General features: G+C 65.6%; 21 protein-coding genes and 1 tRNA gene. 12 read left to right on the forward strand and 10 right to left on the reverse strand.

The features are described 5' to 3' along the window. Position 1 precedes the first annotated feature (1 nt). Together ACZ1JV_RS23780 and ACZ1JV_RS23785 are read right to left on the reverse strand one after the other, a co-directional pair. Positions 2 to 883, reverse strand: a complete 882-nt coding sequence (locus ACZ1JV_RS23780) for an alpha/beta fold hydrolase (protein WP_465150801.1) — start codon at positions 881 to 883, stop codon at positions 2 to 4. Between the two features lie 76 nt (positions 884 to 959). Then, a complete protein-coding gene (locus ACZ1JV_RS23785; RefSeq protein WP_465150802.1) occupies positions 960 to 3,350 on the reverse strand; it encodes a TonB-dependent receptor in 2,391 nt (796 codons plus the stop codon). A gap of 112 nt (positions 3,351 to 3,462) precedes the next feature. Here ACZ1JV_RS23785 and ACZ1JV_RS23790 point away from each other — a divergent pair, with 112 nt between their 5' ends. Together ACZ1JV_RS23790 and ACZ1JV_RS23795 are read left to right on the forward strand one after the other, a co-directional pair. Next, positions 3,463 to 4,116 carry a TetR/AcrR family transcriptional regulator gene (locus tag ACZ1JV_RS23790; protein ID WP_465150803.1) on the forward strand — a complete coding sequence of 218 codons (654 nt, stop codon included), beginning with the start codon at positions 3,463 to 3,465 and terminating at the stop codon, positions 4,114 to 4,116. 143 nt (positions 4,117 to 4,259) lie between these two features. Further along, positions 4,260 to 4,910, forward strand: a complete 651-nt coding sequence (locus ACZ1JV_RS23795) for a L,D-transpeptidase family protein (RefSeq protein WP_465150804.1) — start codon at positions 4,260 to 4,262, stop codon at positions 4,908 to 4,910. A 346-nt stretch (positions 4,911 to 5,256) separates the two neighbouring features. On the opposite strand, the gene tilS is transcribed toward ACZ1JV_RS23795, so the two are convergent. The 5 genes from tilS to ACZ1JV_RS23820 form a co-directional block, all read right to left on the reverse strand. Further along, complete coding sequence (tilS, locus tag ACZ1JV_RS23800) at positions 5,257 to 6,258, reverse strand: tRNA lysidine(34) synthetase TilS (RefSeq protein ID WP_465150805.1); 1,002 nt, start codon at positions 6,256 to 6,258, stop codon at positions 5,257 to 5,259. Beyond that, a complete protein-coding gene (locus ACZ1JV_RS23805; protein ID WP_465150806.1) occupies positions 6,239 to 7,222 on the reverse strand; it encodes a tetratricopeptide repeat protein in 984 nt (327 codons plus the stop codon). The genes tilS and ACZ1JV_RS23805 overlap by 20 nt, the downstream gene beginning before the upstream one ends. A gap of 181 nt (positions 7,223 to 7,403) precedes the next feature. Beyond that, positions 7,404 to 8,390: a helix-turn-helix domain-containing protein gene (locus ACZ1JV_RS23810; protein WP_465150807.1), complete on the reverse strand. Its 987-nt coding sequence runs from the start codon at positions 8,388 to 8,390 to the stop codon at positions 7,404 to 7,406. 214 nt (positions 8,391 to 8,604) lie between these two features. Then, positions 8,605 to 10,881, reverse strand: a complete 2,277-nt coding sequence (gene ptsP, locus ACZ1JV_RS23815) for a phosphoenolpyruvate--protein phosphotransferase (RefSeq protein ID WP_465137325.1) — start codon at positions 10,879 to 10,881, stop codon at positions 8,605 to 8,607. 202 nt (positions 10,882 to 11,083) lie between these two features. Further along, entirely contained in the window at positions 11,084 to 11,239 is a 156-nt protein-coding gene (locus ACZ1JV_RS23820) for a DUF465 domain-containing protein (RefSeq protein WP_465150808.1), read from the reverse strand. 310 nt (positions 11,240 to 11,549) lie between these two features. On the opposite strand from ACZ1JV_RS23820, the gene ACZ1JV_RS23825 reads away from it, so the two are divergent. Together ACZ1JV_RS23825 and ACZ1JV_RS23830 are read left to right on the forward strand one after the other, a co-directional pair. Further along, positions 11,550 to 11,747, forward strand: coding sequence for a YdcH family protein (locus ACZ1JV_RS23825; RefSeq protein WP_395395682.1), 198 nt, complete (start codon positions 11,550 to 11,552; stop codon positions 11,745 to 11,747). Positions 11,748 to 12,077: 330 nt separating this feature from the next. Beyond that, positions 12,078 to 12,545 (forward strand): DUF1465 family protein, encoded by a 468-nt coding sequence (locus tag ACZ1JV_RS23830; protein WP_465137323.1) that lies wholly within the window; start codon positions 12,078 to 12,080, stop codon positions 12,543 to 12,545. A gap of 35 nt (positions 12,546 to 12,580) precedes the next feature. Here the strand turns inward: ACZ1JV_RS23830 and glpK are convergent, their stop codons facing one another. Continuing rightward, positions 12,581 to 14,068, reverse strand: coding sequence for a glycerol kinase GlpK (gene glpK, locus ACZ1JV_RS23835; protein ID WP_465150809.1), 1,488 nt, complete (start codon positions 14,066 to 14,068; stop codon positions 12,581 to 12,583). 66 nt (positions 14,069 to 14,134) lie between these two features. On the opposite strand from glpK, the gene ACZ1JV_RS23840 reads away from it, so the two are divergent. The 4 genes from ACZ1JV_RS23840 to ACZ1JV_RS23855 all read left to right on the forward strand — a co-directional run bounded on the left by ACZ1JV_RS23840 (position 14,135) and on the right by ACZ1JV_RS23855 (position 17,529). Continuing rightward, entirely contained in the window at positions 14,135 to 15,022 is an 888-nt protein-coding gene (locus ACZ1JV_RS23840) for an MBL fold metallo-hydrolase (RefSeq protein WP_465150810.1), read from the forward strand. A gap of 99 nt (positions 15,023 to 15,121) precedes the next feature. Further along, positions 15,122 to 15,832: a hypothetical protein gene (locus ACZ1JV_RS23845; protein ID WP_465150811.1), complete on the forward strand. Its 711-nt coding sequence runs from the start codon at positions 15,122 to 15,124 to the stop codon at positions 15,830 to 15,832. Between the two features lie 101 nt (positions 15,833 to 15,933). Further along, positions 15,934 to 16,920, forward strand: coding sequence for a quinolinate synthase NadA (nadA, locus tag ACZ1JV_RS23850; RefSeq protein WP_465150812.1), 987 nt, complete (start codon positions 15,934 to 15,936; stop codon positions 16,918 to 16,920). Positions 16,921 to 17,442: 522 nt separating this feature from the next. Continuing rightward, positions 17,443 to 17,529: transfer RNA gene (locus ACZ1JV_RS23855), tRNA-Leu, on the forward strand. Between the two features lie 63 nt (positions 17,530 to 17,592). On the opposite strand, the gene ACZ1JV_RS23860 is transcribed toward ACZ1JV_RS23855, so the two are convergent. Next, positions 17,593 to 18,477, reverse strand: coding sequence for an NTP transferase domain-containing protein (locus tag ACZ1JV_RS23860; RefSeq protein WP_465150813.1), 885 nt, complete (start codon positions 18,475 to 18,477; stop codon positions 17,593 to 17,595). 160 nt (positions 18,478 to 18,637) lie between these two features. On the opposite strand from ACZ1JV_RS23860, the gene ACZ1JV_RS23865 reads away from it, so the two are divergent. Then, positions 18,638 to 19,297 carry a response regulator gene (locus tag ACZ1JV_RS23865; protein ID WP_465150814.1) on the forward strand — a complete coding sequence of 220 codons (660 nt, stop codon included), beginning with the start codon at positions 18,638 to 18,640 and terminating at the stop codon, positions 19,295 to 19,297. Between the two features lie 17 nt (positions 19,298 to 19,314). Here ACZ1JV_RS23865 and ACZ1JV_RS23870 read toward each other — a convergent pair whose 3' ends face one another. Further along, on the reverse strand, positions 19,315 to 19,887 hold the full coding sequence (locus ACZ1JV_RS23870; protein ID WP_465150815.1) for an N-acetyltransferase family protein: 573 nt from the start codon (positions 19,885 to 19,887) through the stop codon (positions 19,315 to 19,317). 87 nt (positions 19,888 to 19,974) lie between these two features. Between ACZ1JV_RS23870 and crtY the strand changes: the two genes are divergently transcribed. The 3 genes from crtY to ACZ1JV_RS23885 are packed head-to-tail and all read left to right on the forward strand — an operon-like array spanning position 19,975 to position 23,101. Beyond that, complete coding sequence (gene crtY / locus ACZ1JV_RS23875) at positions 19,975 to 21,174, forward strand: lycopene beta-cyclase CrtY (RefSeq protein WP_465150816.1); 1,200 nt, start codon at positions 19,975 to 19,977, stop codon at positions 21,172 to 21,174. Beyond that, a complete protein-coding gene (locus ACZ1JV_RS23880) occupies positions 21,171 to 22,667 on the forward strand; it encodes a phytoene desaturase (RefSeq protein ID WP_465137314.1) in 1,497 nt (498 codons plus the stop codon). Before crtY ends, ACZ1JV_RS23880 begins: the two co-directional genes overlap by 4 nt. Beyond that, entirely contained in the window at positions 22,664 to 23,101 is a 438-nt protein-coding gene (locus ACZ1JV_RS23885; RefSeq protein ID WP_465137313.1) for a hypothetical protein, read from the forward strand. The genes ACZ1JV_RS23880 and ACZ1JV_RS23885 overlap by 4 nt, the downstream gene beginning before the upstream one ends. Position 23,102: the final 1 nt, after the last annotated feature.

A 23,102-nucleotide genomic window follows, 5' to 3' on the forward strand; every position in this document is an offset into this window, starting at 1 on the left:
ATCAGTCCAGATGTTCCTTGCAGAAAGCGAGGATCGCCGCGAGCGCGGGCACCTCATCGAGAATCGGGGCATGGCCGACACGCGGCACTTCGACATGGCTGTAGGGCCCCGAATGGCGCTGTGCCATCTCCCGCGCGGTTTCCAGGCTCAGCAGGTCGGACAAGGCGCCGCGCACCGTCAGCACCGGCGCCGCATCCAGCGCATCCCACAAGGGCCAGAGATCGGGCGGCACGGTCTGCGGCGCGTCACCCGCCATGCTCTGTGCGATCGCGGGATCGTAATCGAGCAAGACGGTGCCGTTCTCATTCTCCCGGCAGGTGCGGCGGGCGAAGGCCAGCCATTCCGCCGTGCCGTAATCGGGAAAGGCCGCAGCATTGACCGCGCGGCAGCGCGCCGCCGCCTCGGTCCACGACGCCATCGGCGCCGAGGGCCCGACATAGCCCTGAATGCGCGCCAGCCCGGCGGGATCGAGCACCGGGCCGATGTCATTGAACACGAAACCACTGGCAAGGCCGGGCCGCAGCGCATTCATCACCATCGCCATCAGCCCGCCCATGGAGGTGCCGATCAGGCAGGCGCGTTCGATGCCCAGCCCGTCCAGCAGGGCGAACATGTCCTGCGCATAGACGTCCGGCCGGTAGTTCGCCGGATCCGGATCCCACTGCGAAAGCCCGCGCCCGCGCTGATCGGGCACGATCAGCCGGTAAGTGCCGGAAAGGTGCGCCGCAAGCGGCTCGAAATCGGCGCTGTTCCGCGTCAACCCGTGCATCATCAACAGCACGGGCGCGGGGCCGGTGCGCGTGAAGTCGCGCGCCGGATAGTCGCGGGCGACAAGGTCCAGCCGCCCGCAGGCGCTGCGATAGCGATGGAGGCTGTAGTCCATCCTCATGGGATCCTCTTGAACCGGTTGTGCGTGGGGCCTGCCGGCGTGGCAGGCCCCACGCTCCCCCTGCACGATTTTAGAACTTGACCGTGCCGGTGACGAACACCTGACGCGGATTGCCGTAGAAGCCGGTCAGCGTGCCCTGGGTGCCCAGCGTCGGGATCGGGTTGCCATTGGCATCGGGGATCACCGCCCCGGTCACCGCATCCTGCCGGATGTAGCTGTAGCCGGAGGTGATGTACTCCTTGTCGAGGATGTTCTTGCCGTACACGCCCAGCGTCCAGCGTCCGCCCGGCGCCGAATAGACCAGGCTGGCATCCCACAGGGCATAGCCCTTCTGGTCCAGATAGGGGTTCGGATATTCGAACTGGTGAACCTTCGAACGATAGGACACGGTGGTGGCGAACATCACGTCTCCCTCACCCACCGGCAGATCGTAGCTGAGCGTGCCGCTGGCGGTCCACTTGGGGGTATTCTGGATGTGACGGTAATCGGCCACGTCCACGGTCTTCCCCGCGATGTAAGTCTCGTACTTCAGGAACTTGGCATCGATGTAGCCCATCGATGCGGACAGGCTCAGCCTGTCACCCGAAGTGGCGAGATCGCGGCCCAGTTGCGCGGTGGTTTCCAGTTCCAGCCCCTGCAGGCGCGCCTTGCCGGCATTTGAGACGACACCGCAGAACGTGGGCACGCCGCTGACGGTGCAGGCCACCGAACCGGGGATCTGGATGTCCTTGTAGTCCATCCGGAACGCCGCTGCCGCCACGTAGAGCGCGCCGCCAAACAGGTTGCCCTTGTAGCCCACTTCGTAGCTGTTCACCGTTTCCGGCTTGAAGCTCAGGTAATCGGCCACTTCCGCATCGCTTGGAATGCCGTTGGCATTGCTGGTGGGCGCATTCTTGCCGACGCCGCGCGGGTCGAAGCCGCCACCCTTGAAGCCCTGGCTATAGCTTGCATAGATGTTGTGATCGCGGTTCGGCTTGAACGAGAGCGAAGCGCGCGGGGTGAACTTCTTGTAGACCGCGCTGCCGGAGAAGTTCGTGTCGGTGGAATAGAGAATGCCCGGATTGCCGAAGCGTGCGCCGCCGCCCCGGAAATAGGTCTGCTTGATGATGTCCGCCTCACGCTTGTCCCAGGTATAGCGGCCGCCGACCGAGAGGCTAAGCTGGTCGGTGAAGTTGTAGGTCATGTCGCCGAAGACCGCCCAGGTCTTGGTGTCGACATCGGCCTCGGTATGACCGGTCAGCATCGGCAGCAGAGCCGGCAACGTCGTGTAGGTGCGCGAATCGAAGTAGGTGTCGGCACTGGCGTTCAGCCAGTAGAAGCCGACCATCGCCTGCAGCGGGCCCTTGTCGTAGGCCAGCTGGAATTCCTGGCTCAGCTGTTCGTTGTCGTAAAACGCCGGCACGTCCAGATCGACGGTGGGGCTGGCGTCAAAGTCGATCGGCGTCGCCGAATGGTCCTTGCGCCAGGCGCTGATCGACTTGAACATCAGCGCGTCGGTCAGATCGACCTTGATGTTCATCGCCAGGCCCCAGGCCTCGATATCCTGCTTCGGATCGTCGATGGCACCGGCAGTGTCGAACACGTCCGGCAGGATCTCGCTGCCCGGTGCGGAGCCGGCGATCAGGCGATGCCCCCCGCGCGGATTGCTGCGATCGCGCGTATAGTCGCCGGTGATGCGGATCAGCACCGGCTGGCCGCTGCCGCCCATCTCCACCGTGCCGCGCGCGGCCCAGATGTCCTTGTCGTAATTGTCCTTGCCGGTGGTGATGTTCTCACCAAAGCCATCGCGCGTAAGCCGCGCCACCGAACCGCCGACGCGGACGATCTCGTTGATCGGCGCCGAGGCGGTGATGACGCCGTCAAGCTGGTTGTAGGTGCCGTAAGTCGCGCGGGCCTTGAAGGCGAACTCGTCCGGCAGCGACTTGGTGACGTACTTCACCGCGCCGCCGATGGTGTTGCGGCCATAAAGCGTGCCCTGCGGACCGCGCAGCACTTCGATGCGCTCCACGTCGTAAATATCGAGCACGGCGGCCTGGGGACGATTGAGATAGACGTCGTCCAGATAGATGCCGACGCCCTGTTCGAAGCCCGAAACGGGGTCCTGCTGACCGACGCCGCGGATGAAGGCGGACAGCGTGGAATTAGTGCCTCTTGAGGGCTCCAATGTCACGTTAGGTACCGTCTGGGCCAGATCGGTGATGTCCGCCGCGCCGGACCGTTCCAGCTGGGCGCCGCTGAAGCTGGTGACGGCGATCGGCACGTCCACCAGGCGTTCCTCGCGGCGGCGGGCCGTGACGATGATCTCGCCCTCTCCCACGGTGGCCGGGGCCGTAGCGTCCGGTGCCGGCGCGGCATCCTGCGCCATCGCGGGCACTGCGGACAGGCCCGCCAGAATCGTGGTCAAGGTAAGGAAATTCTTCGCTGCACGGCCGCGCGCGCCGCCCCTCTGCGCCTTTTGCATCACTAGTCGCTCCCAATGGATCTTATCGTTGGAGGCGACCATATTGATACTTGAACCATGTTTCAACATTGAACATTTGCCACGGACCGGTTCCAGGTCTAGCTGTGTCCCTGTGACCACAGACGCCCCCTCGCCGCCGGTCGATGCCGCACCTGCAGATCGGCTGACATCGGCCAAGACCCCCCGCACCGAACGCGGGCGGCGAACCTTGCGCAAATTGCTGGACGCGGCGGCGGTGGAATTCGGAGAGCGCGGCTTTCACGAAGCCTCGATCACCGGCATCACTCAGCGCGCGGGCACAGCGCTGGGCAGTTTCTACACCTACTTCGATTCGAAGGATGAGATCTTCCGCGCGCTGGTGGACGATCTCAGCGGCAAAGTGCGCGAAGCCGCGCGCGAAGCGCTGCGCGAGCCCCTGCCCGCGCTGGAAACCGAGCAGGCCGCGCTGACCGCATTCCTGCAGTTCGCCCGCGATCACAAGGAAATCTATCGCATCATCGACGAGTGCGAATTCGTCGATCCCGCCAGCTTCCGCATCCACTACGAATCGACCGCCAGACGCATTACCGAACGCCTGGGCGAAGGCGTGCGCAAGGGCGAATTGCGCGAAGGACTGGGCGAGGCGCATGCCTGGGCGATCATGGGCATGAACGTATTTCTGGGCCTGCGCTACGCCGTCTGGTCGGATGACATGCAGCCAGAGGATGTGGCAGACCTCGCCAATTCCATTTTGCGCCAAGGCATTGCCGCGCCGAACGAAAACTAACGGACTAACGCAGCACGTTAACGTTTCGGCGGCAAATCGGTCCTAAATCGGGACGTGATTAGTTAACGCGCTGGCAAGATTTGCGAGAACGCGCGATAAGCGTCCTCGTGGAAAACAACGCCAATCTTCGCAAGCGCGCCCCGATGGGGGCCAAGCTCCTCCTCGCTTCGGCGGCACCTGCTCTTGCGGTGATCGCGGGCGTGCTGATCATGGCCACGCAGCCCGCAACCCCGGCCAGCGCGGCGTCGACATTCCACGCTGCTGCTCCGGCAAAAGCACCGGCCTCAATTCCGGCCCCTGCGCCCGCCCCTGCCCGGGCCGCCGAAAGCGCTTTCGTCATCAAGCGGATCCTGCCGATCGAAGGCGCGATCAAGTACGGCGAATGGCATTGGGACGAAACCGGCGCGCCCGCCGGCCCGATCGTCATCACCGTAGACCTCGACGCGCGCGTGCTGTCGGTATTCCGCGACGGCTACGAGATCGGTGCGACTGCCGTGCTGCTCGGTACCGAGGATACGCCCACCCCGCTCGGCGTGTTCCCGATCACCGAGAAGGACAAGGATCACGTCTCCAACATCTACACCGGGGCGACGATGCCCTACATGCAGCGGCTGACCAACGACGGCATTACCCTGCACGGTTCGGAAGTGGCGAAGGGCTACGCCAGCCACGGCTGCGTCGGCATGCCGGACGACTTCGCAGCCAAGCTGTTCGCGGTGACCAAGCTGGGCGACAAGGTCTACATCACGCGCGGCAAGCAGGCCGCGATGGGCGACAATCTCGTCGGAGCGTGATTGCGGCGGGCGAGTGCGCCTGAGCAGCACCCATCTGCATCACAACCTCACATCGTCATTGCGAGCGTAGCGAAGCAATCCAGGGGCGGTTTGCGCTGCTCTGGATTGCTTCGCTACGCTCGCAATGACGATGGGCGGCGTGGCTGGCAGACCAAACAACGACCAGAACCATTGAACCCATGACAAACACCACTCCCGTCGCCCCCGCGAAGGCGGGGGCCCCGCTTTCTTCTGCAACCCCTCGTATACCGCAAGAAAAGCGGGATCCCCGCCTGCGCGGGGATGACGGGATTTGGTGGCGGAATTCCGGAATAGCGGGGCGTGCTCCTCGGCAACCGCCCCGCAATCAGCCCTTGATCTTCTTCGCCGCGCGCACCGGGGCCTTGGCGAAACTCCACCCGCCCGCATTCGGCCGCACGACCAGTTCGCCGATCGACGCCGGCTTGCCCTCGCACAGCGTGTCGAACAACCGCGCGATGGCGCTGCCGCGTGGCTCATCCCCACCCAGTTCGGCCACGCAGCGCGCCAAGACCCGCAGCGCCACCGCGCGCGGGGCCTGAGGGCGATAACGCAGCCCCATCGGTTCCTTCTTCACGCAGGAACGCCATTCCAGCGCCGCCATCCAGTCCAGCGCGGCATCGGCATCCGCCAGATTCTCGGCACTGCGGGCAATGGCAGCCACATCGAGCCAATCCGCATCGGCCAGCGCCTTGCGGATGCGCACGCGATCGAAGCGGTCGTTTGAATTGCTGGGATCCTGCGCCGCCACCAGGCCCGCTGCCGCAACCACCTCGCCCAGTTCCGCGCGCCGCCAATCCAGCACCGGGCGCAGCAGCGGGATCGCGGTTTCCGGCACCCGCCCCCGCCCGCGCGTCCCGGCCAATCCAGCGACACCGCTGCCCCGGTTCAGCCGCATCAGCAGCGTTTCGGCCTGATCGTCGGCATGGTGCGCCGTGGTCAGAGCGCTAAGCTCGCGCTCCGCGACCCAATCCGCCAACGCAGCATAGCGCGCAGCACGTGCCTCCGCCTGCACATTGCCGGCCGCGACGGTGACGGAAAGCGTCGCATGGGGAATGCCCAGCCGCCCGCACAGCAGCGCCACATCGGCCGCTTCGCCCGCGCTTTCGGGGCGCAGTCCGTGGTCAACCGTGGCCGCTTCCACCCGGCCGGGCAGTGCCGCCACGGCCAGCAGCAGCAGCGCCGTGCTGTCCGGCCCACCTGACACGGCCACACCCAATCGCGCGGCTTCATCGGCCAGCTCCGGCCAGATCGCCTCGATCCCGGCACGGAAGCGTTCAACCGCCTCCGGTGCCGGTATCAAGCGAAGATCAGGCGCAGGTGAGCCCATTGCGCGTGGAATCGTAGAGACCCTTCAGGCGGCCGGCGGCCTCTGCGGCGTAAGTCTCGCTGAATTCGGACAGCGCGATGCAAGCGCGCTTGGTGTCCTTCATCTGCTTCATCGAGATCGCGAGGTACAGCAGGCTGTCCGGCGCACGATCGCCGCGCTTGTCCGCCTGATAGTTCTGGACGAACCACTTGGCAGCTTCCAGCGGCTTGCCATCATCCAGATAGGCGCGGCCGAGCAGGTTGCGGCCCCAGCTGACGCGGGCGTGCTTGGGATACTTTTCGAGGTAAAGCTTCAGCTGCTGCTCGGCCTCGGGATAGTACTTCGCTTCCCACAGGCGGAAACCATAGGAATATTCGTCATCGGCAGCGTCGGCCGACTGCGGCTTGACGACCGCCTTCACCCCGTCGATCCGCGAGTTCGACGGACCCACCGGCTTGGTCTCCACCGCCGGCTTCAGCTCGGCCGGCCTGGCGGCGGGCTTCATCACGGCAGGCTGGGTGCCGCCCATGGCAGACAGGTTGGACTGAGAGGCAGTCGGCTGCGGGCCAGCGGGATCGACAGGAACCGGAGCAGGCGCCGGCATGCCTGCAGCAAGCTTGGCTTCAAGCTGGTCGATGCGGTTGGTGTTCTGCTCCACCTGCCCGGTCAGGCGCGCCATCTGCGCTTCCACCGCGTCCAGACGCACCAGCATGTCGCTGACCGGCGTGGAAGCGGGCTGGCCGGGCGCCGGGGTCGGCGTGGCGGCGGGAGCGGTGATTTCCGGCGCGAAATACTTGCCGTCGCCCCCCGGGAAGACCTTGCGCTGCAGCGCGCGCACTTCGGTCTCCACCTTCTTGAGGCGGGCATCGGTCGAACCATCCTGCGCCTGCGCGGGCGCGGCGAAGCTCACGCCGGCAAGGGCCAGCGCGACAACGCCGGTCGCGGCAAGGCGCATCCGGCGCACGCTGTTCAGTGAAGAAGTCATTGCAAAATCATCTCCGTCTCGGGCGATGCCCGGCTGACACGCCCCCTTTACGCCGCCCCTGCCGCGCGGCAGATCGGTCGACAGGTCGGTCGGCTCAAGGCTGCCGCGTCCGCTCCGAACGAGGCATTAACCAAGCCTGCGGACAGGGGTGCCGCAAGATGCGCCCCCTGTCGAGGCAGGGTCAGTTGGAAGTCGTGGAAAGCGGTGCGGCGGCCGGCGCCGCAGCGTCGTTGCCGGGAACCGGCGCCGGGTTCGCCTCGGTCACCGGCACGGTCGCCTGCGAGGCCGGGCGGGCAGGCGCACGCTGGCCGGCGGACGCGCCAGCCGGGGCAGCGGCGGGCGCCGCGCCCGACGGAGCGGCAGCCTGCGGATTGGCCCGCGCAGCCAGGTCCGCCGGCGTAAGCGACACACCCGACATCACCGTCGGCTTGTCGGCCAGCGCCGGAATCGCCCGCCCGCCGACCGTCAGCGCCAGGGCATCGGGGCGGCCGGTGCGAAGCTGCGGTGCTTGCGCAGTCTGCGGCACCGTCCAGCTTTCACCCTTTTTCAGCGTGGTTTCGACAAGGCGATTGGCGCCATCGGTCACACGCACCCACACGCCTTCCTCGGTCGCGGTGAGCACCACCGGGCCATTGGTGGGCGCAGCGGTGGGCGTAGCTGCCGGAACCGGCACAGCCACCTGAGTGGGCGCAGGCGCGGGCTTGGGCGAAAGCAGATCGGGCAGCTTGCCCTCGGGCGAGAGATAGCTGCCCCAGAACACCACGAGCAGCACGATCACCAACAGCGCACCGGCGCCGGCGAACCAGGCCAGCTTGGCCGAAGGAACGCGGGCGGGATCGCCGGGCTGGAAATCGTGGACCACAACCGGCTCGCGCCCGCCTTCCGCTTCAAGCTGGCGACGGACGATCTCGGCGATTTCCTTCTCATCCAGCCCCAGCGTGCGAGCATAGGCGCGAGAGAAGCCCACGGCATAGGTGCGCGCGGCCAGATCACCCAGCCGGTCTTCCTCGATCGCGGCCAGATGGCGTTCGGCGATCTTGGTCTGCATGGCGATATCGGCACGCGACAGGCCCGCCGCCTCACGCGCGCGTGTCAGCACGGTGCCTACGGTGATGTCCGCATTCCTGAGCGCTTGATCGCCCGCATCTTGATTTTCGACGTGTTCCATTCCGCTCCCGAAGGGAATTCAGTGAGTTTGACAGTTCCGAACCGGGATCGACACCAAGCCGGGCAGCCTCCCAAAGTCAATCGGGGCGCCGACTATTCTCTCAGAAATCTGCGGCGGATGCGACCCCGTGCACGGTAAGTAACATCCCCGCAAGTCAAACCCGTGTCAATCGGCCATTGCGGAGGCTTTTCACCACTCCACAACAGCCTCGGCATCATTCCACCGCGATGCCGCGTTCGGCGGCCCAGGCGGTAAGCGCTGCGCGCAGATCGCGCGGCGGTTCGGCCAGCCAGCCGTCCACCGCAGCCTCGATTTCCGCCAGATTGACCTTGCCGACCAGATCCTTGATCGGACCGACCGAGGCCGGCGTGATCGACAGCCGGTGAATCCCCAGCCCCAGCAACGCCAGTGCCTCCAGACGGCGACCACCCATTTCGCCGCAGACCGCGATTTCCACGTTGTGCCCTTCGCAGCTGCGCACCACGCGGCGCAGGAAGCGCAGGATCGCCGGGCTCAACCAGTCGTAGCGTTCCGCCAGCTTGGGATTGGAGCGATCGGCCGCGAACAGGAACTGCGTGAGGTCGTTGGTGCCGATCGACAGGAACGAAATCTTCGGCGCCAGCACGTCCAACTGCTCGGCCAGCGCCGGCACTTCCAGCATGACGCCGTAGTGGATCGCTTCGGGCAGCACTTTCTTCTGCTTGCGCAGATAAGCCAGCTGCCCCTCGAACACCGCCTTGGCCTGATCGAACTCCCAGGGTTCGGCCACCAGCGGGAACATGACGTGCAACGTGCGCCCCGCCGCCGCTTCCAGCAGCGCTCGTGCCTGCACTTTCAGCAGCCCCTCTCGTTCGAGCGCGACGCGCAGCGCGCGCCAGCCCATCGCCGGATTCTCCTCGCCCTCGCCATCGTCATGCCGCAGATAGGGCAGCGTCTTGTCGCCGCCGATGTCCACCGTGCGGAACTTGACCGGCTTTTCACCCGCCGCCTCCATCACATCGCGATAGAGCCGGGTCTGGCGTTCGCGCGAGGGCAGCGTGGCGGAAACCAGAAACTGGAACTCGGTGCGGAACAGTCCGATGCCATCGGCGCCCGTCATCGTCAGATTGGCGATGTCGTCGCGCAGGCCGGCGTTGATCATCACCTGCACGCGCGTACCGTCACGCGTGGTGGGATGCACGTCGCGCAGTGCGGCATAGGCGGCCTGACGCTGGCGGCTCTCGGCGAAACGTGCTTCGAATGCCTCGATCACGCCGGCGGGCGGGCGTACCATCGTCGTCGCCTGATCGGCATCGAGCAGCAACTGATCGCCTTCGCGCACAACGCCGCGCAGCCCCCGCACGCGGCCGAGCACCGGAATGCCCATGGCCCGCGCAACGATGACGACATGGCTGGTGAGCGAGCCTTCCTCCAGAATCACGCCCTTCAGCCGGCGCTTGTCGTATTCCAGCAGCTCGGCAGGGCCCAAGTTGCGCGCGATCAGGATCGCGTCGTTGCGCAGCCCCATCGAGGCGGCAGTGCCCAGCTGACCCGAAACGATCCGCAGCAGGCGGTTCGCCAGATCCTCCAGATCGTGCATCCGGTCCGCCAGCAGCGGATCGTCGATCTGGCGCATGCGCATGCGGGTCCGCTGCTGCACGCGCTCGATCGCCGCTTCGGCAGTCAGCCCGGAATCGATCGCCTCGTTGATGCGCCGCGTCCAGCCTTCGTCGTAGGCGAACATGCGATAGGTCTCGAGCACTTCCTCATGCTCGCCGCCCATGCCGAATTCCGCCTGGCTGGCCATGCGGTCGATCTGTTCGCGCATCTTGTCGAACGCCAGGATCACGCGCTGGCGCTCGGCCTCGGTATCCTCGGCAACGATGTGCTCGATCGTGACGCGCGGCTGGTGATAGACGGCCACGCCGGAGGCAAGGCCCTTTACCAGCGCCAGCCCGCGAAGCTGCTGCGGGCCGGACTGCAGCGATCCCGCCGCGTTGATATCGTCTTCGTCGACAAGGTCGGCATTGGTGATCAGCTCGGACAGCACCATGGCCACCGTCTGCAATGCCTCGATCTCCACTTCCTCGTACCGGCGCGGCTCTACGTGCTGGACGCAGAGCACGCCCACCGCGCGTTCGCGGCGGACGATCGGCACACCGGCAAAGGAGTGGAACTTGTCTTCGCCCGTTTCCGGCCGATAGGAAAAGTCCGGATGTGCGGCCGCTTCGGCCAGGTTCAGCGTCTCGATCCGGTCGGCGATCGAGCCGACGAGACCTTCGCCCACAGCCATGCGGGTGACGTGCACGGCCTCTTGCGCAAGGCCGCGCGTGGCGAAGAGTTCAAGCATCCCTTCACGCAACAGATAGATCGAGCAGACCTCGCTATTGAGACACTCCCCGATCGTTTCCACCACGTTGTTGAGCTTGGACTGCGCATGGTTGCGCGAGGCCATGACCTCATGGAGGCGGGTGAGGATATTCCGGGCTGCTTCGACGGCTCCGCTGGTCATGGCTACCCGAGTAACCGAAAGCGAGCGCTTTGGAAACGCGGCGAAGCCGTGAAATCAGCTGTTATCCTGAGAACGTCGCGCATTCGCGCAGGCGATCAGCGATTACAAAACCGAAATCCCGGCGTGGCGGCGCCTTAAAGGGGCCGTGAAAGCCCCTGTTTCCGGGAAACAAGGCGCCGCCGGCATCACCGAGCGGTCATGCTCAATGGCGCGCCAATTCCTCCTTGAGCTTGAGCTTTCTCTTCTTGAGGGCCTGGATCATCACGACATCGGGCATGGGTCGGCACATTTCGTCATGAATTTGACGCTCCAGGCCGGCATGCTTGCTTTGCAGGGCGTTGACGTGACGACTATCCATCGACAGTTCTCCTCTTCTCCGGGGGGCTGAGCCGCACCCGAGCCAGCTTTTCCGCGAAGCTGACCGGGCCGAAACCCGACGACCGAATGTTCTGTCTGCCGCGGCACCCACGGCTTCTTGGCGACTCGGCATCGACGGATGCGGCGCGAAAGAGATCGAACCACATTCGCGCTATCTTGCGAAGAGTGTGATTGCTTCATATCGGTGAACTGCGTGCCGCCTGCGTTAAGTGGGCCCAACGCAAAAATAGCTGCAGACGGCCATTTGGCAGCCGAATCAGGGCTGCCGATCGAGACTAGGGAACCCCGGCGTGACCGAAGAGGAAATGCGTAAGCGCCTCGAAATGCTGAAGATCGAGCATCGTGATCTCGATGCGGCGATCGACGCGCTCAATTCCGCCGGCGCCGGCGACCAGTTGCAGATCGCCCGCCTGAAAAAACGCAAGCTGCGGCTGAAAGACCAGATTTCGCTGATCGAGGATTATCTGATCCCGGATATCATCGCGTAATTTGCTGTCCGACCTTGCGGTCGGGCAAAACGGCCATCCGGCCGTTTTGAGCGGCACCAGCCCACTCCCCCACCCGACCACCCACGAGTGTATCCTAATGGGTGGTCGGGTGGGGGAGTGGGCTGGTGCCGCTTCCGGACGTCAGTCCGGACAAAGGACTCTGTCGCAAGCGCCCCGACGAACCGATTCCCCTTTCAAAATTTCCCAATGAATTCAGTTAACCGCCGTTAGCGATGAAGCGTGCCGAACGGGGACAATCGCGAAATAGGTTTGGAAATTTACCTTTGGGCGGTTGTGCGCGAGTCGTTGTTAAGAAATATCGGGCGCCGCATGTCCGAAACCGCGACCATAAACCCGCGCATTGTCGACGCCCTCTATGCAGAGGCGCTGCTGCTGTCAGACGAAGTCCGCCACGCATTCGCGCCGGCGGGCAGGCTTTCGGGCAGGCCGGTCAGCGATGACGATTTCGCGCGTGTCGCCCTCTCCAGCGAAGGGCTGCGCACCACCACCCGGATGATGCATGCGATTGCCTGGCTGCTGAATCACCGTGCCTATTTCATGGGCGAGATCAGCGAATTGCAGCTGCGCCGCCATGGCCGCCTGTCCCCCGTCATGCGCCAGTCCGACGCGCGGCAACTGGCGATGCTGGAGCCCGAAGTGGCCACGCTGGTGGAGACCACGCGCCGCTTTTACGACCGCTTGCTGCGGCTGGAGGGCAGCTGGAAGCTGGCGGACGAGAAGATGCCGAGCGCGCTGGAACAGCTGCGCGAACGGATCGAACGCCGCCTCGCCAGCTAAGCACCTAAAACGACCTAGACGACACCTAAAGCGACCTAGACGGCACCAAGCGCCTTCATCCACGCCGCAATCCGGCGTTCGCGCTCTTCAGCCGCCATTCGGGGCACGAATGCGCTGCGCTCACCCGCCATCGCACTGGCCGCCTCGCCCAGATTCGCGAACAGACCCACCCCGCTCGCCGCCAGCATCGCCGCACCCAGCGCGGTCGTTTCGACGAAGCCGGGTCGCTCCACCGGGATGTCCAACACGTCGGCGATGTCCTGCGCCATCCAGTCGTTGGCACTCATGCCGCCATCGATCCGCAGATGCGTCCAGCGCGCGCCGTCCGCTGCAAACGCTTCCGCCAGATCGCGTGTCTGCATCGCCATCGCCTCCAGCGCCGCGCGGGCGAGATGCGCCCGGCTGGCCGCAAAGCTCAGCCCGGTGATCGCCGCACGCGCATCGGGCCGCCAATGCGGCGCGCCCAGCCCCGATAGCGCCGGGACGATGACGACACCGCCATTGTCCGGCACCGAACGCGCCAGCACTTCGGTCTCGCCCGCCGCGTCGATCAGGCCAAGGCTATCGCGCAGCCACTGGACCAGGCTGCCCGCCACGAAGACCGACCCTTCCAGCGCATAAGTCCGCTTGCCATCCAACTGGCAGAGCACTGTCGCCAGCAGCCGGTGGCGCGAAGTTGGCGGCACCTCCCCCATGTTCGCCAGCACGAAAGCGCCGGTGCCGTACGTCGCCTTGGTCGCGCCGGGGGTAAGGCAGCCCTGCCCGATCGTCGCCGCCTGCTGGTCACCCGCCACGCCCGTTACCGCAATCGCCGCGCCCAGCCATTCGCCGCGTGTGGTTCCCAAAGTGCCGGCGCTGTCGCAGATTTCCGGCAGGGCGGCTGACGGCACCCCGAACAGATCGCACAGACCCGGATCCCACCCCTTGCCATCCAGCGCCATCAGCGCGGTGCGGCTGGCGTTGCCGGCATCGGTGACATGGGCACCGGTCAGCTTGAACAGCAGCCAGGAATCGACCGTGCCCAGTGCCAGCCGCCCGGCGTCGGCCGCCGCGCGCACTTCGGGCACATTGTCGATCAGCCAGCGCATCTTGCTGGCGGAGAAATAGGGGTCGAGCACCAGGCCGGTCGCTGCCTGCACTGCGGGCTCATGCCCGGCCTCTCGCAAGGCCGCGCAGAAATCGTCGGTCCGCCGGTCCTGCCAGACGAGCGCGCGGGCCAGCGGTTCGCCGCTCGCCTTGTCCCACGCCACCACGGTCTCGCGCTGGTTGGCGAGCCCGATCGCCGCGATCCGCGCCGCCCCGCCCACTTGAGAGGCCGCGTGGCGCGCGCAGGCCAGCACCGATTGCCAGATTTCCGAGGCATCGTGCTCCACCCAGCCGGGCTGCGGATAGTGTTGGGTCAGCGGGCGCTGGGCCGTCGCCCGCACGCTGCCATCGGGCGCGAAGACCATCGCTCGGTTGGAGGTCGTCCCGGCATCGATCACCAGGATCAGTTCGGCCTCACCTGCCACGCTCTTGGCCATCCACATCCCTCTTCCATCGTGCACGCGAACCTCGACACCGGCCGCGCAAATCACCATATCGGCGCCATGAACGCACCGGACCTGATCGACAAGCCCTATGCCGTGACAGAGCGGATCGCCCCGCTGGTCCGCCGCGTGCTCGCGCGCAATCCTTCGCCGTTCACATATACCGGCACCCAGACTTATGTCGTCGGAGACGGCGCCGAAGTCGCCGTGATCGATCCCGGCCCGGCCGAGGACGAACATATCGAGGCGATCCTGCACGCCGTGGGCCAAGCCCGCATCGTCGCCATCGCCTGCACCCACACGCATCGCGACCATTCGCCTGCCGCCGCGCCGCTGAAGGCCCGCACCGGCGCGCCGATCATCGGCTGCGCGCCGCTGACGCTGGACGACGACGGCCCACGCGCCGACGCCGCCTTCGATCCCGACTACGCGCCGGACCGCGTGCTGGCCGATGGCGAGGCGATCCATGGCGACGGCTGGACCCTGGAAGCCGTGGCCACCCCCGGCCACACCTCCAACCACTTGTGCTTCGCGCTGCCGGAAACCGGCGCGCTGTTCACTGGCGATCACGTGATGGGCTGGTCCACCAGCGTCGTCTCCCCGCCCGATGGCGACATGACCGCCTATCTGGAAAGCCTGTCCAAGCTCTATGAGCGCCAGCAGGACGCGGTCTATTTCCCCGCCCACGGCCCCGCCGTCGAAAAGCCCCGCCAGCTGGTGCGCGGGATGATCGGTCACCGCCGCCAGCGCGAACGCCAGATCCTGAAACAGATCGAGGCCGGCCATCACACCATCGGCGAAATGGTACCGCGCATGTACAAGGGCGTGGATGAAAGACTATGGCCCGCCGCCGGACGCTCTGTTCTTGCCCATCTTCTTGATCTGCAAAGAAGAAGCCTTGTAAATCGCCAAGAAGACACTTGGACGCTCGTCGCGGCGAAAGAGTAATTCGTCGAAACGGCGTATTTCCTGAATCCGTTTTCAAGTATTTCCCCCACATCTCGAAAAAGATGGGGCCCGTGAAAACGGGTGAGTGGGGAGATTTCCATGGCAACTTTGCCGCAGGCGCGGATCGGCGCCTTTTCCTTCTGGCAGAAGATGGCGATCGGGCTTTCGGCCTTCATTGTCTTCGCCTTCGCGCAATTCGGCCTGCGCGGTTTCGTCGATTATGCCCATGCGCCGCTGGTCATGCATTTGCACGGCATGGCGATGCTGGCCTGGCTGGGGCTGCTGACCACGCAGTCGCTGCTGGCTGGAAGAGGCGGACTGGCCCTGCATCGCAAATTGGGCTGGGCCAGCGCGGTGATGGTGCCGACGATGGTCGTGCTGGCTAGCGCCCTGTGCCTGACCGCGCTGCAACTGCACATGTTCCCGCCGTTCTTCACGCCGGCCTATTTCCTGGCGCTCGTCCATATAGAGGCCGCGTTCTTCGCGCTGCTGGTGGGCATGGCGGTATCTCGCCGCAAGCAGAGCGATTGGCACAAGCGGCTGATGATCGGCTCCACCATACTCCTGATGGAACCCGCGCTGGGCCGATTGCTGCCGATGCCGCTGATCATGCCCTGGGGCGAATGGGTTTCGATGGTGGTCCAGCTGGGCGTGGTCCTGCTGATCGTCCGCCACGACCGGCGCGAGATCGGCCATACCCATCCCGCCACCATGGCGGTGGCGATGGTTGTGCTGCTGTCGCACGTCATGGTGGAACTGCTGTCGGTCACGCCTTGGTGGATCGCCCTCGCGAGCCGTCTGGCGGGGTGAATTTTCCACTTGGGCATCGCGGCAAGCGTCCCTAGATAGGCCGCAAATTCCGGCGTCGGGCATTCCGACATCGAACCGGACCGGCCAGACAGAGGGACACCATGACCGCAATTCCCGCCAACCTTTCCGGGCTCGACCTGCGTGCCGAGATCGAACGGCTGCGCAAGGAGCGCAATGCGGTGATCCTGGCGCACTATTACCAGCGCCCCGAATTGCAGGATCTGGCCGATTTCGTGGGTGACAGTCTGGAACTCAGCCGCAAGGCGGCAGAGACCGATGCCGATGTGATCGCCTTCTGCGGCGTGAAGTTCATGGCCGAAACCGCCAAGATCCTTTCGCCTGAAAAGATCGTGGTGCTGCCGGACATGGAAGCGGGTTGCAGCCTTGAAGATTCGTGCCCGCCGGAAAAGTTCGCCGCCTTCCGCGCCGCGCACCCGGATCACATCGCGCTGACCTACATCAACTGCTCGACCGAAGTGAAGGCGCTGTCCGACATCATCGTCACCAGTTCCAGCGCCGAAACGATCCTGCAGCAGATCCCCGCCGACCAGAAGATCATCTTCGGGCCGGACCGCCACCTCGGCGGCTATCTGAGCCGCAAGTTCGGCCGCGAGATGCTGCTGTGGCCCGGCGTCTGCATCGTGCACGAGGCGTTCAGCGAGACCGAACTGCTGAAGCTGAAGGCGCAGCACCCCACTGCGCCGATCGCCGCGCATCCGGAATGCCCGCCGCACATCGTCGACCATGCGGACTATGTCGGTTCGACCAGCGGCATCCTGCAATATGCCAAGACCACCGATGCCCAGACGCTGATCGTCGCCACGGAACCGCACATCATCCACCAGATGCAACTGGCGATCCCGGACAAGACCTTCATCGGCGCGCCCGGTGCGGACGGCAACTGCAACTGCAACATCTGCCCCTACATGGCGCTCAACACGATGGAGAAGCTCTACATCGCCCTGCGCGATCTGGAGCCGCGCATCGAAATCGACGAGCAGCTGCGCCTCGACGCCAAGAAAAGCCTCGACCGCATGCTGGAGATGGCCAGCGGCACCGTGGGCAAGGGCGACCTCGGCAACCGTTGAGGCACTCCCTCAATCGCCCCCTTCGTCGTTGCGAGGGGGCGAAGCCGCCGAAGCAATCCAGAACGGCGCCCCGCCTGGCGGCGAAACAGGTGGGCTTACTCAAACCACTTCGTCGCCCCCGCGAAGGCGGGGGCCCCGCTTTCTTCTGCACCCTCTCGTATGCCGCAAGAAAAGCGGGATCCCCGCCTTCGCGGGGATGACGGGGTTGGGGTGGATTGGAGCCGTAGCGTTGGCACGACGGCTATATCGGATCGCCGCTTCCCAACGCCCTGCCCGGCACGATTTCGATGCCGCGGACCCTACTGCCGGAGCGTCACCTACCCACGCTCCGGCCCACCAATACAAGCATTCGCAATTTTCTTTCTCGCAAAAACCCCGGAATTTCGCGCTTCTCCGCCCAAAAACGGAAAAAAATCGCGCTGTGCATAAATAATCGCACCCGAATCGCTTGCAGGGTCCGAAGCTCCTTGCTAGTGGCGCGCTCCTACCACGGGGCGGTTCCAAACAGCCCCGGTGATCAGTGCGGTCGTGGCGGAATTGGTAGACGCGCAACGTTGAGGTCGTTGTGGGCGAAAGCCCGTGGAAGTTCGAGTCTTCTCGACCGCACCATCACCCTGGTAAATCCCTGAAAATCGAGATCTAACAAAGCCTTCGGGCCACCGGCGCAGTGCGTCAGGCGAAAGCCGCCTTTGCGCTTCTGCCCGCTTCCCGGCTCGGGTCCGCCTGCTCACCCCGATCATGCAGCAGGTCGCGCACGATGGCGTGCGTCCGCTCATCGTCGACATCGATCGCTTGCGTGCCGTCCGCCAGCACGACCGCGCGCACGCGCATGCCCAGCCGGCGCGAGGCGCGGATGACGGCGCCGGACAGCGTTTCCATGCCCAGCCGCACCATCACGAAACCCACCAGCCCGATCGCGCGCCAGATGCGCAGCCCTTCGCGGTCAGACGTGCGGACGCCGCGAAACACGTTCACGGCATCGACGAAGCGCGCCGATGCCATGCCGTAGAGGTCGCAGGCCACGAATTCGCCGTCCTGCAGTGCGATGAAGCTGCGACCGGCAGAAGGATGCGCGGCCTCCACCGCCTCGCGCCGGGTCAGCGCGAAGGCCACGTCTGCCGCCTCAAGCGCCGCGATCATCGCATCGATCGAGTCTGCGGAGAGCAGCGCGTGATCGGCGGTGGTGACCAGCAAGGGTCCGTCCCAATCCTTCGCCGCCGCGCGCACGCTGGCGGCAATGTCTGCTTGCGCTTCCACCAGCGCCACGGTGCCGCGCCCGGGCAATTGGGTCAGCACATCCCACACCGGATCGAACGCCTGCCGCTCCACGCAGATCGCCAGACTGGTGACGCGCGGGTGCTGCGCGGCGGTCTGCAGGATATGCGCGATCAGCGGCCGGCCGGCCAACGGCACGAGGCAGCGATGGCTCTGCCCGAAATGCTGGGCCAGCGCGTCGGCCCCGCGAAGGGCGGAACGCGGTCCGTGCCCGGCAAGAACCACAAGCCGCAGCGGCTGCGGTTCGTCTTCCAGGCTGTCAGGGAGATCCGTAGAAGCCATTACCTCCGCGCCTATGCCGCGCGCGTGTGACAGGGCCGTGACCTTTTGCGCGCCCATCCGGTGAATTGCTCCAGTCCCGATCATGCCTTCGTGGCAGGCCGGTCCGTATCGGCGTAAAATCCGGGACGACAGCGCAGGGGCAACCAGGGGAGGACGTGCCGTGCCGGTGAAGCTCGGTGATCCGGAACGCGTAATCGTCATCGACGGTCATGCTCTGGTCCGCGACGGTCTGCGCACGGTGCTGCAACAGGCATTCGGCTGCGCGGTGCTGGAGGCGGCGGACTTGCCCGAAGCGGCCGAGCGCATGGCAGGGGCGGGCAAGGTCGATCTGATCCTGCTGGACCTGCCGGTGCCGGGGCGCGAAGGTCTGTCCGACCTCAAAACCCTGCGCGCGCGGTTTCCGGAAACGCCGGTGGCGATCGTGTCCGGCCTGACCGATCCCGATGCCATCCACGGCGCACTGGCGGCGGGCGCGGCCGGGTTCCTTCCGAAATCGCTGCAGCCCGGCGATCTTCTCTCCGCCTTGCGACAGGTGCTGGCGGGGGCGATCTACCGCCCTGCCCTGATCGAAACTGCCGAACCCGATGCCCATGCGGCCGAGCAAGCCTCCATCCGCGCGCGGATAGACAGCCTGACCCCGCAGCAGCGCGTGGTGCTGGGCCGGCTCACCGCCGGGATGCTGAACAAGCAGATCGCCTACGAACTGGATGTCTCGATGACGACGGTGAAGGCCCATGTCTCCGCGATCCTGCAGAAGATGCAGGTCTTCAGCCGCACGCAGGCCGTGATCCTAGCCAACCGCATCGACTTTCGTGGCTAAAGCCACTCATCCGCAGATCAGCGCGCGCCGTCCGTGCCGGTCCGCATCGTTTCCGGCTCCGGCAGCGTCTGGTCGCCCTCGCCCAACTGGCGCTGCATGACGAAGACGTCCAGCCACTTGCCGTGTTTCCAGCCCGCCGCCGCCAGCGTGCCCACCGGACGGAAGCCGGCGCGGGCGTGGAGTACCACCGATGCCGGCTCGCTCTCCGCGATCACCGCGAAGGCCTGCCGGAACCCGCGCGCCTCGCACTGGTCCAGCAGCGCGCCCAGCAACTGACTGCCGATGCCGCGCCCGACGCAGCCCGGCTCCACATAGATCGTCGTCTCCACGCTATAGCGATAGCCGGCGCGCGGGCCGTAGCGCTGGGCGAAGCCGAAGCCGATCACGCGGCCGTCCCCGTTGCCGTCGCGCACCAGCAGGAACGGGTATCCGCCATCCAGCGTCGCGCCGATGCGGCGGCGCGTTTCCAGTTCCGCAGGCGGTTCGGTTTCGAAAGTCGCGGTGCTTTCCAGCACGTAGTGCGCATAGATCGACGCGATGGCCCCGGCATCGTCCGGCCGGGCGTCGCAGATGGTCAAATCCCCGTTCATCGTCACAAATATGCAGCATACAACGAAGCCTGCCAAGTTGTCCTGCCACGTTGCGACATGGCCCCGGCTTCCCTAAACGTCAGGACGATGGAGCTTCGCACGTGCAACCTGGCTATCCTTGGCGGCGGTCTTGCCGGATCGCTGATCGCGCTTGCCATGGCGCGTCACCGCCCGGAATTGCGCGTGCTTCTGATCGAGCGCGGCGAAACATTGGGGGGTGAGCACGTCTGGTCCTTCTTCGAAAGCGATCTGACGCCGGCCGCGCGCGAACTGGTCATCCCGATGGTCGCCGCGCGCTGGCCGGGATATGACGTGCACTTTCCCGGTTTCTCCCGCCATCTCTCCACGCCTTACGCCAGCGTCACCAGCCGCAACCTCGATGCCACTGTGCGCGCGGCGGTGCCGGAGGGCACGCTGCTCACCGGCGCGGAAGTCCGGCACGCCACGCCGACGTCGGTCACGCTGGCCGATGGGTGCAGCATAGCGGCCGACGCCGTGATCGACGCACGCGGCGCGCGCGGGTTGCCGCACATGGCCGGCGGCTGGCAGAAATTCGCGGGGCAGATGCTGCGCACCGCCCGGCCGCACGGGCTGGAACATCCAGTGGTGATGGACGCGCGCGTGGAACAGGCGGACGGCTACCGCTTTGTCTATGCCCTGCCCTTCTCCGCAAACGAGATCTTCCTTGAGGACACTTATTATGCCGACAGCCCGGTGCTGGACCTTCCCCTGCTGCGCGGCCGCATCGCCGACTATGCGCGCGCTGCCGGCTGGGACGTCGCCGCTGTGGAATACGAAGAGACCGGCGTGCTGCCGGTGATCGCCGATGGAGACTTCGAACGTTTCTGGGCCGCCGGCGAAGCACCGGAAATGGCACGCGCCGGGGCCCGTGCAGCTCTGGTTCATCCGCTGACGTCCTATTCGCTTCCCGACGCCGCCCGTTTCGCGCATCATCTCACCACTCTCGACAAGCTCTCCGGCATCAGCCTAGGAAGGGTCAGCCATGCATGGGCCGCAAACCATTGGCGCGGGGGGCGCTATTACCGGATGTTGACTCGCATGCTGTTCGCCGCCGCACCGCCGGGTGCGCGATGGCGGGTACTCGAACGATTCTATCGCCTGCCGCAGCCGCTGGTGGAGCGTTTCTACGCCGGCCGCTCCACGCTGGCGGACCGGGCACGACTGCTGATCGGCCGCCCGCCGGTGCCGCTGGGCGCGGCGCTGGCCAGCCTTTCGGGCGGCGGCAGGCCGCTTGCCGATCTGGGACTTGAGCAGGGTCCGGCATGATGACCACCGTCATATCCAGCCGGGCCTGCGTGGTCGGCGGCGGTTTCGGCGGGCTTGCGCTTGCCATCCGCCTGCAGAACGCCGGTGTCGAAACCACCCTGATCGAAGCGCGCGATGCCGTGGGCGGGCGCGCCTGGGTGCGCGAGGTGGACGGCTTCACGTTCGACGGCGGCCCCACCGTCATCACCGACCCGGCGGCCCTGCGCGAACTCTGGGCGCTGTCCGGCCATGACATGGCCGACGATGTCGAGATCATGCCGGTCATGCCGTTCTACCGGCTCAACTGGACCGACGGCGTGACGTTCGACTATTCGAACGACGACAATGTCCTGCGCCGCGAAATCGCCCGCGTCGCCCCCAACGATATCGGCGGGTACGAGGAATTCCTCCACTATGCGGAGGGGGTCTATCAGGAAGGCTACGTCAAGCTGGGGCACCAGGCGTTCCTGGATTTCTCCAGCATGGTGAAGGCAGCGCCGGCGCTGGCCCGCTATCAGGCGTGGCGATCGGTCTATTCGATGGTCTCGCACTATGTGAAGGACGAGCATCTGCGCCAGGCGCTCTCGTTCCACACACTGCTGGTAGGCGGCAATCCGATGACCACCAGCGCGATCTATGCCTTGATCCACAAGCTGGAGAAGGACGGCGGCGTCTGGTGGGCGCGCGGCGGCACCAACAAGCTGGCGCAGGCGATGGCCCGCCAGTTCGAACGCATCGGCGGCACCATCCGGCTGGGCGACAAAGTTGCGCATATCCACACCGTGGGCGACCGGGTGACCGAAGTGGAATGCGAAAGCGGCTGGAAGGGCCGTTTCGACGCGGTGGCCAGCAATGGCGACATCATGCATTCCTATCGCGATCTGCTGGCGGGCAGCCTGCGCGGGCAGGAAATGGCGAAGAAGCTGGCGCACAAGCGCTTCTCGCCCAGCGTCTTCGTGGTCCATTTCGGGCTGGAGGGCACCTGGCCGGGCATCCCGCACCACAGCGTGCTGTTCGGCCCGCGCTACAAGGGCCTGCTGGACGATATCTACGAACACGGCGTGCTGCCGCGCGATTTCTCGATCTATCTCCACCACCCCAGCGTCACCGATCCGTCGATGGCGCCGGCGGGCAAGAGCACGTTCTATGCGCTTGTCCCCGTGGCCAACATGGGCAAGCTGCCGGTGGACTGGAACGAAGTGGGCCCGGTGCTGGAACGCCGCGTGCTGGCCGAAGTCAGCCGCCGCCTGATCCCCGATCTGGACGACCGCATCGTCACCAAGTTCCACTATGCCCCGCCCGATTTCGAACGCGACATGAGCGCCTACAAGGGCAATGCCTTCAGCCTGGAGCCGCTGCTGACGCAAAGCGCGTGGTTCCGCGGCCATAACCGGGATGACAAGCTGAAGAACTTCTACCTCGTCGGCGCCGGCACCCATCCGGGCGCGGGCATTCCCGGCGTCGTCGGCAGTGCCAAGGCGACCGCCAAGCTGATGGTGGAGCAATTGCGATGAGCCGCGAAGTCAACGCCCTCAACACCGCGTGGGGCTGGACCGGCGTGACTTTCGCCGAAGTGGTGGCGCACAGCCTGATGGGGCACTTGCTGGTTACCGACAAGGCCGGCGCGTTCCACTATGTCGATCCCGAAATGGGCACCGTCACCCTGCTGGGCGACGAAGCGGCGGCGCGCGATCACATGGCGCTGGAGGAAACACAGGCGATCTGGCGCGCCGATGCGCTGATCGATGCGGCGACGAAGCGGCTGGGCTGGACGGGAATGGGGGAAGTCTACAGCCTGACGCTTCCGGCCCTGATCGCGGGCGACTATGCGCCCGAGAACCTGATCAGCATCGATCTTGTCAAACTGATCTATCTAACCGGCGACCTGGCGCGGCAGACACGCGATCTGCCCGATGGTGCGGCGGTACAACTGAAGGTTATCGACTGAA

Source organism: Novosphingobium sp. BL-S-19 (genome assembly GCF_055521675.1).

Bases quoted from the DNA above. Each gene is read 5' to 3' on its own strand.
- ACZ1JV_RS23780 (WP_465150801.1), bottom strand. From the start codon at position 883: ATGGACTACAGCCTCCATCGCTATCGCAGCGCCTGCGGGCGGCTGGAC.
- ACZ1JV_RS23785 (WP_465150802.1), bottom strand. From the start codon at position 3,350: ATGCAAAAGGCGCAGAGGGGCGGCGCGCGCGGCCGTGCAGCGAAGAAT.
- ACZ1JV_RS23795 (WP_465150804.1), top strand. From the start codon at position 4,260: ATGGGGGCCAAGCTCCTCCTCGCTTCGGCGGCACCTGCTCTTGCGGTG.
- tilS (WP_465150805.1), bottom strand. From the start codon at position 6,258: ATGGGCTCACCTGCGCCTGATCTTCGCTTGATACCGGCACCGGAGGCG.
- ACZ1JV_RS23805 (WP_465150806.1), bottom strand. From the start codon at position 7,222: ATGACTTCTTCACTGAACAGCGTGCGCCGGATGCGCCTTGCCGCGACC.
- ACZ1JV_RS23810 (WP_465150807.1), bottom strand. From the start codon at position 8,390: ATGGAACACGTCGAAAATCAAGATGCGGGCGATCAAGCGCTCAGGAAT.
- ptsP (WP_465137325.1), bottom strand. From the start codon at position 10,881: ATGACCAGCGGAGCCGTCGAAGCAGCCCGGAATATCCTCACCCGCCTC.
- ACZ1JV_RS23820 (WP_465150808.1), bottom strand. From the start codon at position 11,239: ATGGATAGTCGTCACGTCAACGCCCTGCAAAGCAAGCATGCCGGCCTG.
- ACZ1JV_RS23830 (WP_465137323.1), top strand. From the start codon at position 12,078: ATGTCCGAAACCGCGACCATAAACCCGCGCATTGTCGACGCCCTCTAT.
- glpK (WP_465150809.1), bottom strand. From the start codon at position 14,068: ATGGCCAAGAGCGTGGCAGGTGAGGCCGAACTGATCCTGGTGATCGAT.
- ACZ1JV_RS23840 (WP_465150810.1), top strand. From the start codon at position 14,135: ATGAACGCACCGGACCTGATCGACAAGCCCTATGCCGTGACAGAGCGG.
- ACZ1JV_RS23845 (WP_465150811.1), top strand. From the start codon at position 15,122: ATGGCAACTTTGCCGCAGGCGCGGATCGGCGCCTTTTCCTTCTGGCAG.
- nadA (WP_465150812.1), top strand. From the start codon at position 15,934: ATGACCGCAATTCCCGCCAACCTTTCCGGGCTCGACCTGCGTGCCGAG.
- ACZ1JV_RS23860 (WP_465150813.1), bottom strand. From the start codon at position 18,477: ATGGCTTCTACGGATCTCCCTGACAGCCTGGAAGACGAACCGCAGCCG.
- ACZ1JV_RS23870 (WP_465150815.1), bottom strand. From the start codon at position 19,887: ATGAACGGGGATTTGACCATCTGCGACGCCCGGCCGGACGATGCCGGG.
- crtY (WP_465150816.1), top strand. From the start codon at position 19,975: ATGGAGCTTCGCACGTGCAACCTGGCTATCCTTGGCGGCGGTCTTGCC.
- ACZ1JV_RS23880 (WP_465137314.1), top strand. From the start codon at position 21,171: ATGATGACCACCGTCATATCCAGCCGGGCCTGCGTGGTCGGCGGCGGT.
- ACZ1JV_RS23885 (WP_465137313.1), top strand. From the start codon at position 22,664: ATGAGCCGCGAAGTCAACGCCCTCAACACCGCGTGGGGCTGGACCGGC.